Here is an 18,713-nt window from a genome sequence, read left to right as displayed (position 1 = left end):
CATATGATAAAAGGGCGTCTCCACCAGGAGAACGCCCTTTTACTATTTTGTAATTACCAGAGAAGAGCAGCTTAGGCTTCTTCCGTTGCCTTGCTCACTTTGCGGTAAATAAACTCGTGGTAAATATGTCTGCGGCAGAACCGGTCTGGTATATCGGTTTGGCAAAGTTTGATATACAGGTTTTTAGGTACGCCGTAGTACTCATAAGTGCTGCCATCGGTAAACGTTATTTTCAATATCTCTTTTTCGAAGTTGAAATCCATTACCTGAGAATTGGTAATCATTTCTTTATACTCCGGTAAAGCCTGTTCAATGGTTTCCGGGGCAATGCTTACCAGAAAATGGTAGGCATTGATTAACACCTTGCTTTTTTCTTCCGCTGCCAGCTTTTCTTCTTCGCTATGGGCGAATTTGTCCGGATGCCACTCTTTCATCAGATTGCGGTAAACGGATTTCAGTTCTTTTAAATCAGCTTCCGGTGTAACCCCCAGAAGCCTGCGGTAGTTGGCTATTCTTTTCATTGCGGCTGCAAGGTAGTGCAACAAAACGGTGGAAAGGGCTGTAAGGAGATTAAAATGAGGTTATGAATGGAGAAATGACAGTTTTTTAACCATTTTAAGCCTGACAGAGGGATATGTACACAAAAAAGGCGCCTCCCGTTGAAGGGGAGACGCCCGTTTTTTAACAATCAAACCCGCAGGCTGTGCTTAGCGTACAGTTTGCGAATCTGCTTTAAAGCCTGCATCTATCCAGTTAATCAGGTCCTGGCAATGTAAACGGGTAAATTTATCGGTGCCGGGGCGCTGCATGCCGGTTTTCAGCAATTGCTGAATCTGACGCATTTCGTCTTTCAGCAGCGACATAATATCAGACTGGGAAATACGGTAAGTAGTTCCCGGTACAATGGTGCTGAACGGATCGCCTGCTACAAATACCTGATGCATAAAGCGGCCAACATATATTTTCTGCAGGTTACGGCGGTAGCTGTCTACATTCTTGCCTTCGTACAACTCTTTAAATATGCCTTTACGGAAGTCGCTGAGCATTTCGGTAAGGGTATATACCTTTTTGCCGTTGGCGTTTTGCTCCTGCCACCAAAGGCTGCTGTAACGGAAGCGTGTATTCAATGCTTCAATTATCTCGCGTTGAATAGTACTGAGTTCAATGCCAAAAGAAACGGGGGCATTGTATTCGTGAAGGCGGTTGAGTATATCATCATTCTTCAGCCACAAAGGAGTAGCAAACACCTGCTCGTTCAGAAAACGTACAGCATTTTTGCTTTTTTCGTAAGGGGCTACTTCAAACACAGGACCTGGCTGGCCTGCTACTTTGGGGGTATGATTTACGCCGCCTATGTTTTTAACTACATGCCCTACGTACCGACCGAACTGGCCCAGTAATTCCGCATAATGCCTTTGCAGATTGGCATAACCTTCATCAGGTCTGGTAGTCCAGTTAATCAGTTGCGGAAGAATTCTTTTCAGGTTTTTGATACCGTAGCTGCTGGCCAGTACGGCATCATCACCCAGATCTTCAGACTGGCTGCGGGCATCTACGGGTTCCATTTCACTGCCAAACCATAAACGGTTGTTTTTAGCCAGGCTGTCTGATACTATTTTGGTTAAAGCTTTCTTTTCTTCTGCTGCGGTTTTGTATTCCGGACGCAGACGATAACCCCACTCAATAGCCCACTCATCATAATCGTTTATACGCGGAAACAGACCTTTATCGCCAATATTATCTTCCGGCTGTGCCACGTAGTTAAAACGGGCATAGTCCATAATAGAAGGAGTGTGGCCGTGTTTTTCTACCCATGCTTTATCGCGCAGTTTTTCAACCGGCACGGTAGAGCTGGAACCGAAGTTGTGGCGAAGACCCAGCGTATGGCCCACTTCGTGAGAAGATACAAAGCGAATCAGCTGACCCATCAGCGAATCGTCAAATTCCAGTTTGCGCGCACGTGGGTCAACAGCTGCACACTGCATCATATACCAGCTGTGCAGTATAGACATTACGTTGTGGTACCAGAAAATATGGCTCTCAATAATTTCACCACTGCGCGGGTCGGCAACGCTGGGGCCCATGGCATTGGCAACGGCAGAAGGGCGGTAAATGATAGCAGAATGGCTGGCATCATCAATACTCCAGGTGCTGTCTTCCTCTCTGGAAGGTGCTTCTTTAGCCATGATGGCATTTTTGAAGCCTGCTTTTTCAAATGCTTTTTTCCAGTCGTTTACACCCTGCATCAGGTAAGGAACCCATTTTTTAGGGGTAACAGGATCAATATAGAATACAATAGGTTTAACAGGTTCCACCAGTTCACCACGCAGATATTTGTCCATATCCTCTGCTTTAGGCTCCAGGCGCCAGCGGGTAGCATAAATGGTATTGGATACGCCCTGCGGATCAGCATCAAAATCGCGGAAGCCCGTTGCAAAATAACCCACACGCTCATCCATAATACGCGGCTTCATGGGAACGGCCGGTAACAGTACCAGCGAGGAGTTCAACTCAACCGTGTAGTTAGAAGAAGTAGGGTTCATGCCCGCTGTATAGGTTTTAACCGCATGTATTTCTATGTTGGTTGAATAAGTGTGTACATACTCAATATAACTGCGGTCGTTTATCTGCGACCCCATACCTGCGCGGTCTTTAAACAGCTTTTTCTGGAAGTACAGAATGTCGTTATCGCTGTTTATAAATTCAGTAGCATCTACCACTACAGCAGAGGAATCTGGTTTAAGCGCTGCAATGGGAAACGCCATGGCTATAGCCTGTACGTTGTTCTTTTGTACGGCAGAGTACATAGCCTTACTGCTATCACCTGCATACTCAGAAAACGAAATACGGCGCATGAACAGCTTGTTAGACGGGCCTTTTTCAAAACGGTATACCGCTTCGCCAATCTGGTCGCCGGCATAACCGCTGGAACCATTGCGCATATCAGCGGAGGCTTTGGATACACGGGCAATAATCATAATCTCCCGGCCCAGCAGGGTATTGGGAATTTCAAAAAAGAACTTGTCGTCTTTCTGGTGAATGGTAAAATAGCCGGTGCTGGTTTTCATGCCCGCGGTAATCACATCCTTATACGGCTTCAGCGCATTAGGGGCTGCGGCATTTTTGCGCGTGCTGTCTGCACTTTTCTTAGTAGTGTCAACGCCTTTGCCCGGTGTGTTTTCCGGAGCGCGTTTTTTCTTCTGAGCTTCAGCTGCGTCTGTCAGCAACAAGGCAATAGCAAAAGCGCCCAAAGCTGCAAACCGTCTTCTTCTAAACATAATTGGTAGTATACTTGATTTAAACTTTTATTTTTTCAGCAGGGCGTAGGAAAACCACAGCCAACGGATATACCGCAGCTGTGGCTGGTTTTCATGGGGGAGGGCTATTTAATTATCTTGGATTTTGTTGTATTTCAGGGTTCAGATAGATGTACTTATCCGCTATGGGGAAAGTGTACCTGTTGCTGCCTGGCGCTAAGGTATAGGTGGCACCTTTAAATGTTCTGGTAACGGTAGATATGAAGCCGTCTTTCTGTAAACGACGTTGATCAAACCAGCGTATACCGGTATTCATCAGTTCCTTTCTTCTTTCACGCAATACCAGTTGCAGGGCTTCGCTACCATTACCGGCAGTAACATCGGTATAACCTGCAGTTGTATAGCGTTGCTTGCGCAGGTTGTTCAGTACTGTTACAGCGGCAGAGGTATTTCCTGCACGTGCCTCACATTCTGCCTGTATCAGCATCATTTCCGGTACGGTAGGGCCAGACATGTAGCCATTGTTAGCTATGCTGGTTTTGAAGAATACCCTTGTGTAATAGTTGGCCCAGGAGTTTACAAAGGTGCTGGGACGTGTTAATACAATGTACCGGAGGTCTGTTGCGCTATCTGCAAACACCTGCTTCAACGAATTGCTTAATGGGTAAGCATAAGCAGTAGATGCTGTTTTAAGCAAAATTACTTCCGGGTCTGCATGACGTTGAGGATAGCCGGTGAGTACCGATGTATAATTGTTTAAGTTAAGCAGAGTGCCTTGTAACTGTAAGGCCTTAGCTGCTGCCTCTCTGGCTGCGGTAAAATTGCGCATGTTCAGGTAAGTGCGGGCCAGCATGGCATAGGCACTTGCTTTAGATGCCTGGTAAGTATACCGGGCTACATCCGGTAGTTCAGCGGTGTTAACAGCTGCATTAAGATCGGCCAGTATCTGGTTGTATACGGTTTGTACAGAAACTCTGGTCAGATCTCCATCAATCAGATCGTCAAGACGCAACGGTAAACCTGGTGCTGTTGCGGCAGTAGCTGAATCGTACTGAGATGCGTAAATGTTTACCAATGTGTGATAATAGAAGGCGCGGTGTACCAGTGCAGAAGCCCGTATTCTAAGCTTGTCTGCATCGGTTCCACCTTTGCTGTTCATTACATTGGTAATAACCTGGTTGCTGTAATATACCGCTCTGTACATGGCAAGCCAGTCATTGTCTTCTGCATTGGTTCCGTCCGTAATTATTTTTTCCCCCCAGGTATACGCGTTGGCATTGGGTGTGCCGGCTACCAGATTGTTCTGCCAGTTGGCATCATCCATACCACCATCGTCGCTGGAATAGGTAAGGTAGCTGTATGTACTAAGCATAACGTTGGTGTTATTCAGCAGCCCATCGTAGTCCTGGGTTAATTCCAGCACGCGCTGACCTTCCTGGGTTATTTCAACGTATTTGCGGCATGATGCGGTACACAAGGTAAACGCCAGGCCTATATATAGAAGATGAGAATGTTTCATATTAACCTTGATTAGAAAGTGAGGTTTAAATTCAATGAATAGTTCACTGCTGGCGGCAGGTTATTGTAATCGTTGGTCATCACATAATCCGGATCAATACCCTCTTTGTTCTTACGCCAGATAATGCCCAGGTTAGCTGCTGTAAAGTTGATAGCAGCTGCTTTGAATACCGGCATTTTTTTCAGCATGGAAGAAGGCATAGCGTAGCCCAGTGTAACCTGCTGTAGTCTGATGTGACTGCCATCAGCTACGCTGATATCGGAGAGGTTATACCATTCTACGGTTTTGCTGTTGGCATTGCTTATGCCGGGTACATTGGTAATTGCCTCATCACCCGGCTGGCGCCAACGATTGGCCAATGCACGGCTGGTGCTTAAACGACCACTGAGCTGAGTACTGGTGGGGTAGCTGCCGTTGAATATTTCATTTTTCAGAAACTTATATCCCATATAGTAAGCCATTCTTGCGCTTAACGACCAGCTTTTGTATTGCAGGGTGTTGGTAAAACCTCCGAAAACTTTAGGGGTGGTACGTCCTACATATATCATGTCTGCTGCATAGGTGGTAGGGAAGCCTGCGCTGTTAATAACGGCGTCTTTTGAATTGTAAATCTGCGGCTGACCGAGATTGTTCAGGCCCGCCCAACGATAAGTGTACAATCCGTCTACCGGCTGGCCTGTACGTAGCTGAGTGGTGGTAGCTGCACCGGTTGTATTAAGCGGATAGCGGTTGTCTGTAATTTCATTGGTGCTGTACGCCAGGTTAAAGCTGGAGATAAACTGCCAGTTTTTACGGCGTATTACCTGCCCGGTAACACTAAATTCATACCCGTGGTTGCTCATGTCAGCTGTATTGTAGCTGATATCGTTAAATCCATAAGTACTGTTGAAGTTGAAGCGGGTGAATATATTGTAAGATTTTTTGCGGTAGATATCGAAGGTTATCGCTAACCGGCTGTTAAACAAGTCTGCATCTATACCGGCATTATAATTTTTAACTGTTTGCCAGGTAAGTGTAGGGTTGGCAAATCCGTTAATGCTGGCCATTGGTACGCTGGTATAGCTATCATTGCTAAGGGTAACCACTGTAAATGCAATGGCATCACGGGGAATAACACCGCCTGTGCCGGTAGAGGCTCTTACGCTGAGATTGTTAACCCATTTTACGTCTTTCATAAAGTCTTCGCGGGCTATATCCCAACGTAAACCGGCCGACCATAGTGGCGTACCACGCTGGCTGCGGCGTACGCCCAGCATACTATAATCTTCAAAACGGGCGCTGGCTGTTGCATGATATCTGCCCAGGTAAGAATAAGTAGCGTTTGACAGGTAGGAGAGATAACGCTGTCTGACTTTATAAACTGCATTGTCTGAATAACCCAATGTAGCGGTGTAGCCGTACATGGTGGTGTAAGGAACCGTAGGGTTAATGGTGGCAGAACTGGAAGTGATAGGGTCGTAACCAAACCGGGTTTGTTTGTAGCCGGTTGATTTCAGCTGTCTTATTTCAGTGGCAGCCAGTGCGGTAAGCTGGTGTTTACCACCACCCCATCCTTTGTTAAAGTTCAGCTGGGCACGCATGCTGTAATCTTCGCCGCTGCTGTTGCTGGTTTTGTATATACCACCTTTTGGTACATTGTTTACTGCTCTGCCGTTGGTGATAACAGTGCCGGTGTTTACCAGCTCACGTGTGGCCAGGCTTTGAAGATCCTGCAGGTTTACCTGATCTTCTATATTGCGTTGCAGTTGACCAGCCAGCTGAAGGTTTAGCCAGTCGGTAATTTTTCCTGTTAAGGAAACATTGGCACGTAAAGCTGTTTTGGTAAGGGTTGTGTTGTTGTAGTTAAGTTCGTCTACGGGGTTATATGTCCAGGACAGATGACCCAGGCGGGTAAGACTATCTGACACACGTCTTGTAAAGGAAAGACCACGCTGAATGGTGTTGCCATTAGCATCTACCAGCATATCGTAAGGCGAAAGACCCAGGCGCCCGGCGCTTAAGGCACCTAACGCAGCGGTGTTCATTACGCTTTTGTAATAAGTATAGTTGAGGCCTGTATTCAGTGTAAGTCTGTTATTAAGAAAATTATTGCTGGTATTGGAATTCAGAAAATAGTTTTCTCCGTAGTTGCTTTTGTATACAGGTCTGTTGCGGCTATAGTTGCCTGATATATGATAGCTTCCGTTAGCATTGCCACCTGATACAGCCAGGTTGTACTGCTGTGCGGTAACAGATTGCAGCAGGTAATCTCTGATCTGGTCGTAATTGCTTCTGCCAGAAATTTCTGCCAGAGCAGCTTCGCGCTGGTCAGCTGTTATTTCACCTCTTTTGGCGCGGTACATAATTTCTACAGCTTCGCTCTGGGCTGCGTATCGGTAATTGGTAGCAGCATCAAAATAAAAGTTTTTATCAAATAGTTCGCGCTCCAGATTTACGTAATCCGTGGTGCTCATCGCATTCAGATTAGAAAGCTTTGCGGGGGCCGATGCACTGTAAGTAGCGTTAAGGCTCACAGAGGTGGGAGCATTTTTTCTGCCTTTTTTGGTCTCTACCACAATTACACCATTGGCTGCCTGGGCACCCCAAATAGCTGCTGCTGCCGCATCTTTCAGAAAAGTAATGCTTTCTATGTCTGAAGGATTGAAAGAGCTTAAAATGGAATTGCCGGAATAAGTTGGTTGTGGAGGGGAGGTAGGGTTGATACTACCCGAAGTGGGGCCTGAGCTGAAATTGGTTGCCTGAATATTGGTAAGCTTCTGGTCTATGTAAGGGAAACCATCAATTACAATCAGAGGGGCCGGAGAGTTGCCGGTTCCAAAGGTGCTGATACCTCTTACGGTTATTTTGTTATTCCGTACATCAAACTGCACACCCGGTACCTTACCTTCCAAACGCTCCATAATGTTTGGCGATGGTGTTTGCTCAATATCTTTAGCAGTAACCACAGCAAAGGAACCGGTAACGCTGTTCTTTTTCAGCCTTTGATAACCGGTACTCAGTACCACTTCTTCCTGCTCCTGCTCTGTTGGCTGCAGGGTAATGGTAATAGGAGCGTTGTTGTTTGCAGGGTTGGCATAAGCCCGCCCCATGTTGTAGCCCACATAAGTGGCTTCTACTTTGTAGCGTCCGTCGGGCACCCCTTTAAAGCTGAATTCTCCTTTGGCATTGGTTTGTACTTTCCAATCCAGCGGGTTCAGTATTACGGTTGCGCCTTCCAGCGGCTTACCCTCTCTGTCTGCCACTTTGCCGGAAATGACATAGTCTGCGGGTGCTGCCTGTAAAGGTGTATAATTATCATCTGTAGCACCGGCTGCTTTCCTTTCTTTAATCAGTACAATGTTGCCCTTAATTTCATAAGAAAGATTAAGCCCATTCAGGCACTTATCTAAAGCCACGGTAAGAGGGGCATCTTTTACGGCCACAGTAATCAGCGGCGCTTTGTCCAGCAATTGCTGGTCCCAGAAAAAGGAATAGCCGGTTTGTGCCTTAATACTGTTGAACGCCTGTGTTAACGGTATTTGTTTGGCAGATAAAGTTACTTTTTGTGCATAGCCACGCGCGCTTACCTGCTGCAGGCACACAAATAATAATACGATACTTAATCTCATAACCAGTGCAATTTTTCTCCGGAGGGGCGACTGCAATACAGTACGTACGGAATTCCGGAAATTTTCGTTTGTTGTGAACAAACGCCCGCTCAATAGCCGGCGTTTGAATAACGCTGCCAGTTTCATAGCTTTGTTGTTAGTTGAGGATGTTAAATAAACAGTCTTTTTACTCGAAATGCCTTGTTTAGCGTAAACGCCGCAACATCATAAGCCGGGAGCAGGTAGGAGCGCTCCTGGTTTTTTTATGCGGTACGCCCGTTGTTCTCTCAATGTTTGATAATCACCATGTAAATCTTCCTGTATTACGGGGGTTAAATAATCTATTTTGCTGACGAAACATAGAGTTTGCTGCCTTCCAGCCGGCAACGAATGCCCTGGCTTTGCAGCACCTCAATTATATTGGATAAGTATACTTTACGGGGATCGATAATGCCACCATATATACCCTGTGGTACGGTGCCTTCATACACCACTTCCACATCGTACAGTCTGGTAATTTGCCGCATCAGTGCTTTTACATCCAGTCCGCGCATATCCAGCGAACCGTTTTTCCAGGCAACTGCCTGATCAATGTCTGCATTGGGTACCAATGTGGCCGTATTGTTTTGTACAATCAGCTGCTGGCCGGGGGTAAGCAGGTATTCCTGTACCCGCACTTTACCTTCCAGTAAAGTGGTTTTTGCAGCAACTTCATCCGTATAATCGTTTACATTAAAGCTGGTGCCCAGCACTTCCACGTTTTGCGAGCGGCTTTGTACGCGAAAAGGTGCTCTGGCATCAGGCTTTACTTCAAAATAGGCTTCACCCTGTAATTCAACCCGGCGTTCATTGGCAGCAAAGCTTACCGGATAACGGATAGAGCTGGCTGCATTCAGCCATACTTTAGAACCATCCGGCAGTGCCAGCTGAAACTGACCACCGCGCGGGGTAGATAAGGTATTAAACTGTAACGGTGCATTGGCAGTAGTATTGCTACCTGTGTAGGTTAAAGCATTGCCTGCACCTTTTTGTATGTTAGCGTTGCCCTGTGTGGCCAGCAGGCCTGCTGTTGCGCTGTCCAGAGGTATGGTACGGCCATCGGCCAGTGTAAGCATGGCTTTATTGCTTACAGGGGCTTTGTCTGGTTGTTGTGCCAGTGGCCGGCTGGCTGGCTTATTATAAAAAAGCCAGGCGCCTGCTGCTACGGAAATGACAACCGCAGCAGCGGCCGCAATACGTGCGAAAACGGGGATACGACGTATGTTGGCGGGCGCAGACTGGCTGTGTAAAATATGGTTGATTACCGGTTCCCATTCCTGGGGCTGGTAATTAGAAGGAGTTTGTTGATTTTCGAATACCGGCAGCAGCATGTTTTCCCAGGCTTTGGTGTCTGTGGATTGCTGCAATGCTGTCATCAATTCCTGCGTTTCCGCTTCGGAAGCTGTATTCTGAAGGTATTTATGTAAAAGTTGCTGTATGTAGTCTTTATTTTCCAAATTGATTTGCAGTTCTCTGGATATAAAAACGCACAGGGAGACAGGAGGGACCGTTCTTTCTAAAAAAATATTTCTGTTAACAGAAATAGCGGAATAAAAACATCCAGATGTTGCTGAATATACTGTTCTAAAAACTTCACGGCCAGCACAATCTGGTTTTTTACCGTGTTTTGAGACATATTTAATTTTTCTGCTATTTCTGCGTGTGTCAGTTCTTCCTGGCGGCTGAGGCGAAAAATCAATTGCCTTTTGGGGGGCAATGCTGCAATAGCGGCATGTAGTAGCTGCTGTGCCTCTCTAAAGCTCACTTTCTCCAGTACATCATTGGTGGCAGCGGCAGAAAAAGGCTGTTGCTGTAACCATTTCCAGGCGCTGGCCTGTTTACGTAAATAACTGATGGAGAGGTTAGAAGCAGCGCGGAATACCCAGCCGGAAGGGTTTTCCATCAGCCCCAGTGCTTCGCGGTGCATCCACACTTTTAAAAATGTCTCCTGTACTATTTCGCGGGCCGGTTCTTCCAGTTTTACTACCTGCATGGCAGCAGCAAACAGAGATGGGGTAAAGGCATGGAATAAAGTCCGGAACGCCTGTTCATCACCGGCAGCCAGGCGCTGCCACAACTCGGGTACGGTATTTAAATGCTCGCCGGACAATTACGCGCTATAAAAGATTTTTGTAGTGCTGTTAACCTGCAAGTTAACTGTTTTTACGCAATACCGTCAGGCGCTCACGGTAGTGAATGCTTCCAGCGCTTCCGGGTTTAACAAAGTAATATTTTTACCATCGGCCTGTATCAGGTTGTCCTGGGTAAATTCGGTCATCAGCCGGAACACCGTTTCGTAAGTAGTGCCTGCATAAGAAGCTATATCCTGCCGGCTGAGGTTAATATTTATATGGCCTTCCGAAGTAATACCAAATTTTTTATGCAAACGCAGCAGTGCGTGTGCCAGGCGGCCTTTTACCGGCATATGGGCCAGGTTACGCATGGTTTTTTCAGATTCCTGCAGCTCTTCTGCGTAAAACAGCATCAGCTGAAACAGATAGTCTGTGTTGGTTTTCAATGTGGAATAGAAAAACGCTTTTTCAATATAACAAACAGTGGTAGCTTCCAGTGCGGTAGCGGTAATAGGATAGTGTGGGTCGTTACCAAATCCCCGGTGCCCGAAAATATCGCCAGGGGTGGCAAAGCGCATAATCAGTTCTTTATCGGCGCCCCAGTGTTTATGTATTTTTACAGTACCCTCATATACAAAGTAAATACCCTGCACGGTGTCGCCCTCTTTAAATATTACTTCGCCCTTTTTAAACTTCAGGTTCTGGCGGTGGGCTTCCACTGCCGGCAGCCATTCTTTTAAACACAGCCGGCAAAGCTGGCACTGATCCATGGCACACCCGTCTTTACTTTTCTTCATACCATTCAAACTTGCAGGGTGAAATTAGGGTATTCCCTGTTATTCAGCTTGCTTTGTTAACGGCAGTATAGCTGGTTATAACAGAATTTACCTGTGCGGGCAGGCTGCCTGCAGCCAAATGAACCACTTCGCCTACTATAATAATAGCCGGATTGGTAAAACCACCGTATTCTGCTTTAAAAACAATGTCTTTTACGGTACCTGTAACCATTCTTTCGCGTTCCGTAGTGCCATCCTGTATAATAGCTACAGGGGTAGATGCCTTTCCGTTTGCGGCAAACAGGTCCATAATCTGCTCCAGCTTACTCATGGCCATTAATAATACCACTGTGGCGGAAGATTGGGCGGCCAGTTGTACATCAGCCGAAAGATGGCCCGTGCGGGTAGTTCCGGTGGTTACCCAGAAGCTTTCTGCCAGTCCGCGGCAGGTTACCGGTATCATTTGCGATGCGGCAACCGCAATGGCGCTGGTAATGCCGGGTACTACGGTAACCGGTATGTTATGGCTACGCGCGCAGTCAATTTCTTCCTGTGCACGGCCAAACACAAAAGGATCGCCCCCTTTTAAACGCACTACGTGGCCATAGGTAAGGGCGCTTTCTATAATTAACTGATTAATAGCCTGCTGCGATAGCGCATGGCAGCCAAAGCGCTTGCCCACAAAAGTGGTTATGGCATCCGGTGCAGCGTATTGCAGCAGCTGTTCATTGGCCAGTGCATCATATAATATCACTTTAGCAGCACGTAAAGTTTTAACCGCCTTAAGGGTTAAAAGGTCTGGATCGCCTGGACCGGCGCCTACCAGAGAAAGATGGGGAGTAATTGCAGTTTTCATATTAACTAAAAAAATATTTAATGTTTTGGTCAGGTATTTTATGTGAATTTAAAATATTTCAACCTAAATTTATGACATAGATCATGTTTTTATTTTGTTTTCGATTGGTTGTTCTGGTTTATGTGTTGTATGCAATAAAAATATATCTGACGATTGCCTGTCATCTGACTATTCTTTTTCAATAACCAAAACTGTTTATATGCGTATTGTTGTTATTGGTAATGGAATGGTGGGATACAAGTTTTGCGAAAAACTGACTGCCAAACTGCCTGCCGGCGCTGCCGATGTTGTTGTTTTCGGGGAAGAGATTCACCCTGCGTATGACCGCGTACACCTTAGCGAGTTTTTTTCTGGTAAAAATGCCGCCGATTTATGTCTGGCGGGCACCAGCTGGTACGGGGAAAAAGGAATTGCCCTGCATCTGGGCGATCCCGTACAACGTATTGATCTGGTAAATAAGACGGTACATTCTTACAAAGGGCTTGCGGTACCTTTTGATTACCTGGTGCTGGCAACAGGCTCAGCGGCATTTGTACCACCGATACCAGGCGTAGAAAAAGAGGGGGTGTTTTTGTACCGCACCATAGAAGATCTGGAAATGATGACGGCATACGCGCCCAAAGCGCGCCGGGCAGCGGTTATAGGTGGCGGTTTGCTGGGGCTGGAAGCAGCTAAGGCGCTGCTGGACCTGGGTATTGCCGACACCCATGTAATTGAATTTGCCCCCCGCCTGATGCCGCGGCAGATAGATGAAGCAGGCTCAGATATGCTGAAAGACCGTTTGCAGCAACTGGGCTTAACCATACATACCAATAAAAATACAGTTGCCATTACGGGAGAAGAATGCATAAACGGGATGCAGTTTGCCGATCATTCGGTGCTGGACGTAGATATGCTGGTTATTTCTGCCGGTATTAAACCGCGGGATGAGCTGGCGGCGCACGCCGGCCTGCAGACAGGGCCCCGGGGTGGTATTGTAGTAAACGACAAGCTGCAAACCTCGCATCCGTTTGTTTTTGCCATTGGTGAATGTGCTTTGCATAACGACTTTATATATGGCCTGGTAGCGCCCGGCTACGAAATGGCAGAAGTGGTAGCCACCAACCTGGCAGGGGGCGATAAATCCTTTACCGGTTTTGATATGAGCACCAAACTAAAACTGATTGGTGTAGATGTGGCCAGCTTTGGAGCGCCTTTTATAGGGCCCGGTCAGGGGCGTACACTGGTATGGCAGGATACCATTAAAGGGGTATATAAAAGAATAAATACCACACCCGACGGCAAATATCTGCTGGGAGGCATACTGGTAGGGGATGCAGCTGAATACAATATGCTGCTGCAAACCGTAAAAAACAAAGTGGTATTACCGCCCGATGCCAGCGAAGTATTGCTGGGTGCCAGAGGAGGCCAGCACAGTGGTGCAGGCAGCGGTGTTGCCTCTTTACCGGATGATGCCTTGATATGCAGTTGCGAAGGCATTACCAAAGGTGCTATTGCAGGCCTGGTACAGGAAGGTTGTGAAACCCTGGATGGTATAAAAAAGAGCTGCAAGGCAGGAACCGGCTGCGGTGGCTGTGTACCTATGGTTAAAGATATTATTGAGGATACGCTGAAAGCGCAGGGAAAGCTGTTGCGTAAGATGGTGTGCGAGCATTTTGCTTACTCCAGACAGGAACTGTACGATCTGATAAAAATGAAAAAGCTGTACAGCTACGATGAGGTGCTGGATGAGCTGGGTAAAGGAGATGGCTGTGAGGTGTGTAAGCCACTGGTAAGCTCGGTGCTGGCCAGCTTGTGGAATGATCTGGTGCTGGCTAAAGGCAATGATACCGCACAGGATTCCAATGATCGCTTCCTGGCCAATATTCAGAAAGGGGGTACTTATTCTGTGGTGCCCCGTATACCGGGCGGAGAAATTACACCGGATAAGCTGATGGTAATTGCCAGTGTGGCAAAGAAGTATAATTTATATACTAAAATAACCGGTGGTCAGCGTATTGATATGTTTGGCGCCCATGTAAGTGATCTGCCGTTGATATGGGAAGAACTGGTGGCAGCTGGTTTTGAAAGCGGGCACGCATACGGAAAAGCGCTTCGCACGGTAAAAAGCTGTGTGGGCAGTACCTGGTGCCGGTTTGGGTTACATGATAGTGTGAGTTTTGCCATAAAAGTGGAAGAGCGTTACCGTGGCTTGCGTGCGCCGCATAAGTTTAAATCGGCGGTATCGGGCTGTATCCGGGAATGTGCCGAAGCGCAATCGAAAGACTTTGGCATCATTGCTACGGAAAAAGGATGGAACCTGTATGTATGTGGTAATGGTGGTTCCAAGCCCCAGCATGCACTGCTCCTGGCTGCTGACCTGGATAGTGAAACCTGTATAAAGTATATTGACCGCTTTTTAATGTTCTACATTAAAACGGCTGACCCGCTTACACGTACGGCCACCTGGCTCAACAAAATGGAAGGTGGTATTGACTACCTCCGGAATGTGGTGGTGCATGATAGTCTGGGCATGGCAGAAGCCTTTGAAGCTGAAATGCAGCAACTGGTGAATAACTACAAATGTGAATGGAAAGAGGTGGTGGATTCGCCCGAACTGCGCAAACGCTTTAACCACTTTGTAAACGCTCCAGGCGAAAAAGATCCGCAGGTGCAGTTTGATGGCATGCGTGATCAGAAGCGCGCCAGAGAATGGAAGTAAACCATTGTTACTACTTATTTACCTACGCTTAAATTATTACTCATGTCTGTTAACAGCACACAGCAAATTACCTGGTTTATGGCATGCACTACGGCCGATGTGCCTGAAAATGGTGGTGTATGTGTAAAATATCAGGAAGATCAGATTGCTTTATTCAATTTTTCGCGCAGGGGCGAATGGTATGCTACACAAAACCTTTGTCCGCACCGGCAGCAGATGGCCATAAGCCGTGGTATGATTGGCTCGCAGGGTGGGGAGCCGAAGGTGGCCTGCCCGTTTCATAAAAAAACTTTTTCGCTGGAAGACGGGCGTTGCCTCAGTGGCGATGATACGTGCAGTTTAAAAGTGTATCCCGTAAAAGTGGAAGGCAATCATGTATATATAGGCATTAGCGACGACGAGGCATTATCGGAAGTACTGGCGTAAAAGTAAAGCCCGGCAGGTGGCAGCCTGTCCGGGCTTTTAGGTTGCAAACAAGCGTTACTCATTTAAACCCGATCAAATGTACAGTAAAACCAAACTACTGCGGGCAATACTTTGCGTATTGCCGGGGCTTTACCTGTGCGCACCCGCGCGGGCGCAATTACAGGTAAATGCACAGCTGAGAACACGAACCGAGTTCAGAAACGGGCAGGGAGCGCCGCTGGCCAAAGGGGCTGATGCCGCTTTTTTTACTTCGCAGCGCACCCGCCTGGGGCTTTTGTACAACGCCTACCGGCTTAAGCTGGGGCTTACCGTGCAGGATGCCAGGGTGTGGGGGCAGGATGCCTCAACTATTAACCGCACTACTACCGCCGACAATAACGGGTTGATGCTGCACGAAGCCTGGGCAGAAATACAGTTAACAGATACTATTATTAAAACCAGCGCCCTTACCCTGAAAATAGGAAGACAGGAACTGGTGTATGATGATCAGCGTTTGCTGGGCAACCTGGATTGGCTGCAGCAGGCAAGAAGGCACGACGCTGCTTTGCTGAAATATGAATCGGCTGCCTGGAAGCTGCACGCAGGTGTTGCCTTTAACCAGAATAAGGAAAATGCTGCGGGCACGGTATACAACAATACACCGGCGGGCAATAACGCGGGTAACACCAACGGAGGTGCTATTTATAAAAGCCTGCAGTTTTTATACGCAGGCAGGCAATGGGCCAACGGAAGCGCTTCATGGTTGCTGCTGGCCGATCAGTTTAACAAATTTCATTACGATACTACCGGCACGGTTATTACCAAAACTTACGATAAGGGTGTGTGGAATCGTGTTACCACCGGCTTTTATTTCAATAACAGCTTTCAGCAGCTGAATGTAACTGCGGCAGCCTATTATCAGCTGGGTAAAACCAATGCCGGGCAAACATTGCGTGCCGGTATGGTTAATCTGGCGGCAGCCTGGCAGTTTAGCAAAAAGCTGTCACTGACAGCGGGCTTCGATTATACATCGGGCGGTGTTAGCGGTTCTGGTAATAGCAAAGCTTTTGATCCCTTATATGGTACGCCGCATAAGTTCTGGGGATTTATGGATTATTTCTATGCAGTCAATGGCTTTGGCAATACCGGCCTGCAGGATTATTTTCTGAAACTGAAATGGAAAGCCAGTGCCCGTGGTGTATTAGGATTAGATGTACACCAGTTCAACAGCGTGGCAGCAGTAGCTGACCCCACCAAGCCGGGTGCTAGCAACAAAAACTTTGGGCAGGAGCTGGATGTGATATACAACTATACTATTACGCCGCAGATTGGTATTGAGGCCGGGTATAGTCACTTTTTTACCACCAGCACACTGGCGGCTGCAAAAAATATAACCAATGCCAAAGGCGGGGCTGACTGGGCCTACCTGATGGTGAATATTAAACCTGCCTTTCTTTTCAAATAATTAAAACGGATAACCATGGATTACAAAAAACCTTCAGAAGTAGTAGGAATGCTTATACAGTCGGGCGTAGATAAGACAAGGCTGTCGGCTTCCGATTTATGGATACGTGGAATATTGTCCGGCGCCATTCTGGGTTTTGGTACCACCCTGGCAGTAACCGCTACCACCCAAACGGGAATGGGTATAGTAGGGGCGGCCATTTTTCCGGCCTGTTTTGTAATAGTGGTGCTAATGGGCTTTGAGCTGGTTACGGGCAGTTTTGCGGTATTGCCTGCTGCTTACTTCGATGGCCGCATTACGCTGAAGAAGATGCTGAAAAACCTGGCACTGGTGTATATGGCCAATCTGCTGGGTGGTATATTATATGCCGGTTTATTCTGGGTGTCTGCTACCAGTACCGGGCATAGCGGCGGCAATGCAGTAACTGCAGCCATTGTAAAGCTGGCAGAAGCTAAAACAACCGGGTATGCCCAATATGGCGGGGCGGGAATATTCACTGCTTTTGTAAAGGGCATTCTGTGTAACTGGATGGTAACAATGGGTGTGGTAATGTCGCTCACATCCACCTCCACCCTAGGCAAAATTCTGGCGGCCTGGCTGCCGGTGTTCATCTTTTTTGCACAGGGGTTTGAGCATGCGGTGGTAAATATGTTTGTAATTCCTGCCGGTATGTTACTGGGGGCAAAAGTATCTGTAACGCATTGGTGGCTCTGGAATCAGTTGCCTGTTACGCTGGGTAACATTGTAGGAGGGGTGGTGTTTACCGGCCTGGCCCTTTACCTCACGCACGGTAAAAAAACGGGCAGTTTGACTGCCGTACACGACGCTGCTGCTTAATAGGGTTTTATAAACAAAAAAGCCCTCCGCCAAATGGCAGGGGGCTTTAACCCATCATAAATATGATTACAGGTGAGCCTGTATTTTTTTGTCTAATACAGATTTAGGTACCGCACCAATCTGCTTGTCTACCACCTGGCCACCTTTAATAAACAGGATAGCAGGAATAGAAGTAATACCGTAGTTAACACTAACGTTAGGGTTATTATCTACGTTTACTTTACCTATGTTTACTTTACCGTCGTATTCTTTAGCTAATTCTTCGATAACTGGTCCTATAGCACGGCAAGGTCCACACCACTCCGCCCAGAAATCCACTACTGTGAGTTTGTCGCTATCCAGTACCGTTGACTGGAAGTTTGCGTCTGTCAGTTCTAAAGCCATATTAATCGTGTTTTAATGTTTATTTCTATACAATCGAATTGTCAAATTTACATCCAAAATCAATTGGCTGCGCTTTTGACTTTTCCACCGGGTGTAGATAATGGCGTTGTGCCATTGAGGCAGAAACAGACGAAAAACTGTCAGTCAAACCCCTATTTTTGCGGCTGAATTACGCAATATGACCCCTGAAAGGAGAGGAAAGCTGCTAAACGCGTTAAATAAGCGCCAGCCGGATTTAGCAGTAGTACTGGAAAATGTGGAAGACCCCCGGAACGTAACGGCCGTAATGCGTAGCTGCGATGCGGTTGGCATACAGGATATCTATATCATTACAAATCAAGGCCCCCGGCCCGAAAAATACTCGTTTGTAAGCGCCCGCAGCGCCGATAAATGGGTAAATCTGCACCATTTTGATAACCTGGAAGCTTGTGTGAAAGTTTTACGAAGTAAATATAACCGCCTGCTCACCACCAGCCTGGCCGATAACTCCGTAGAGATTTATGAGGTAGATTTTACGCAAAGCACCGCCCTGGTATTTGGAAACGAGCGGAGAGGGGTAAGCGCCGAAATGTGTGCGCTGGCCGATGGTAACATTAACATTCCCCAGGTGGGCATGCTGCAAAGCCTGAATATTTCCGTAGCCTGTGCCGTATGTATTTATGAGGCATTCCGGCAGAAAAAGGCGGCGGGGCATTACGACCAGGCTGCGCTGGAACCCGCCCGGATGAATGCGGTGTGGGAAAGCTGGACAGAGGGCTACGAAACGGCTAACTGGGATGTGGAGGAATAAGATAGCTTTTGAATAAGCAAATTGT

At 47.2% G+C, this 18,713-nt stretch carries 14 protein-coding genes; 5 read left to right on the top strand and 9 right to left on the bottom strand.

Features of this window, described 5'->3' with window-relative positions; all coding sequences use genetic code 11:
* Nucleotides 1-71: 71 nt before the first annotated feature.
* The 8 genes from IEY13_RS08990 to cobA form a co-directional block, all read right to left on the bottom strand.
* On the bottom strand, nucleotides 72-521 hold the full coding sequence (locus IEY13_RS08990; RefSeq protein WP_188951645.1) for a KTSC domain-containing protein: 450 nt from the start codon (nucleotides 519-521) through the stop codon (nucleotides 72-74).
* 186 nt (nucleotides 522-707) lie between these two features.
* Complete coding sequence (locus tag IEY13_RS08985) at nucleotides 708-3,278, bottom strand: zinc-dependent metalloprotease (protein ID WP_188951644.1); 2,571 nt, start codon at nucleotides 3,276-3,278, stop codon at nucleotides 708-710.
* 112 nt (nucleotides 3,279-3,390) lie between these two features.
* On the bottom strand, nucleotides 3,391-4,776 hold the full coding sequence (locus IEY13_RS08980) for a RagB/SusD family nutrient uptake outer membrane protein (RefSeq protein ID WP_188951643.1): 1,386 nt from the start codon (nucleotides 4,774-4,776) through the stop codon (nucleotides 3,391-3,393).
* A gap of 11 nt (nucleotides 4,777-4,787) precedes the next feature.
* On the bottom strand, nucleotides 4,788-8,384 hold the full coding sequence (locus IEY13_RS08975) for a SusC/RagA family TonB-linked outer membrane protein (protein WP_188951642.1): 3,597 nt from the start codon (nucleotides 8,382-8,384) through the stop codon (nucleotides 4,788-4,790).
* A gap of 320 nt (nucleotides 8,385-8,704) precedes the next feature.
* Nucleotides 8,705-9,859: a FecR family protein gene (locus tag IEY13_RS08970; RefSeq protein ID WP_188951641.1), complete on the bottom strand. Its 1,155-nt coding sequence runs from the start codon at nucleotides 9,857-9,859 to the stop codon at nucleotides 8,705-8,707.
* Between the two features lie 59 nt (nucleotides 9,860-9,918).
* On the bottom strand, nucleotides 9,919-10,512 hold the full coding sequence (locus IEY13_RS08965; RefSeq protein WP_188951640.1) for an RNA polymerase sigma-70 factor: 594 nt from the start codon (nucleotides 10,510-10,512) through the stop codon (nucleotides 9,919-9,921).
* 66 nt (nucleotides 10,513-10,578) lie between these two features.
* Nucleotides 10,579-11,271 (bottom strand): Crp/Fnr family transcriptional regulator, encoded by a 693-nt coding sequence (locus IEY13_RS08960; RefSeq protein WP_188951639.1) that lies wholly within the window; start codon nucleotides 11,269-11,271, stop codon nucleotides 10,579-10,581.
* A 43-nt stretch (nucleotides 11,272-11,314) separates the two neighbouring features.
* A complete protein-coding gene (gene cobA / locus IEY13_RS08955) occupies nucleotides 11,315-12,106 on the bottom strand; it encodes a uroporphyrinogen-III C-methyltransferase (protein ID WP_188951638.1) in 792 nt (263 codons plus the stop codon).
* 199 nt (nucleotides 12,107-12,305) lie between these two features.
* On the opposite strand from cobA, the gene nirB reads away from it, so the two are divergent.
* From nirB to IEY13_RS08935, 4 genes are all read left to right on the top strand, one after another.
* On the top strand, nucleotides 12,306-14,807 hold the full coding sequence (gene nirB / locus IEY13_RS08950) for a nitrite reductase large subunit NirB (RefSeq protein ID WP_188951637.1): 2,502 nt from the start codon (nucleotides 12,306-12,308) through the stop codon (nucleotides 14,805-14,807).
* Between the two features lie 42 nt (nucleotides 14,808-14,849).
* Nucleotides 14,850-15,233, top strand: coding sequence for a nitrite reductase small subunit NirD (nirD, locus tag IEY13_RS08945; protein WP_188951636.1), 384 nt, complete (start codon nucleotides 14,850-14,852; stop codon nucleotides 15,231-15,233).
* A 76-nt stretch (nucleotides 15,234-15,309) separates the two neighbouring features.
* A complete protein-coding gene (locus IEY13_RS08940) occupies nucleotides 15,310-16,677 on the top strand; it encodes an alginate export family protein (protein ID WP_188951635.1) in 1,368 nt (455 codons plus the stop codon).
* A gap of 15 nt (nucleotides 16,678-16,692) precedes the next feature.
* Complete coding sequence (locus IEY13_RS08935) at nucleotides 16,693-17,514, top strand: formate/nitrite transporter family protein (protein ID WP_188951634.1); 822 nt, start codon at nucleotides 16,693-16,695, stop codon at nucleotides 17,512-17,514.
* 66 nt (nucleotides 17,515-17,580) lie between these two features.
* Here IEY13_RS08935 and trxA read toward each other — a convergent pair whose 3' ends face one another.
* On the bottom strand, nucleotides 17,581-17,898 hold the full coding sequence (trxA, locus tag IEY13_RS08930; RefSeq protein ID WP_116733964.1) for a thioredoxin: 318 nt from the start codon (nucleotides 17,896-17,898) through the stop codon (nucleotides 17,581-17,583).
* A 178-nt stretch (nucleotides 17,899-18,076) separates the two neighbouring features.
* On the opposite strand from trxA, the gene IEY13_RS08925 reads away from it, so the two are divergent.
* Complete coding sequence (locus tag IEY13_RS08925; protein ID WP_188951633.1) at nucleotides 18,077-18,688, top strand: TrmH family RNA methyltransferase; 612 nt, start codon at nucleotides 18,077-18,079, stop codon at nucleotides 18,686-18,688.
* Nucleotides 18,689-18,713: the final 25 nt, after the last annotated feature.

It is taken from the genome of Filimonas zeae, assembly GCF_014641615.1.
GTDB classification, from domain to species: domain Bacteria; phylum Bacteroidota; class Bacteroidia; order Chitinophagales; family Chitinophagaceae; genus Filimonas; species Filimonas zeae.
Note: the sequence above shows the minus strand (reverse complement) of the source record. Positions and strands in the feature narration are given on the sequence as shown.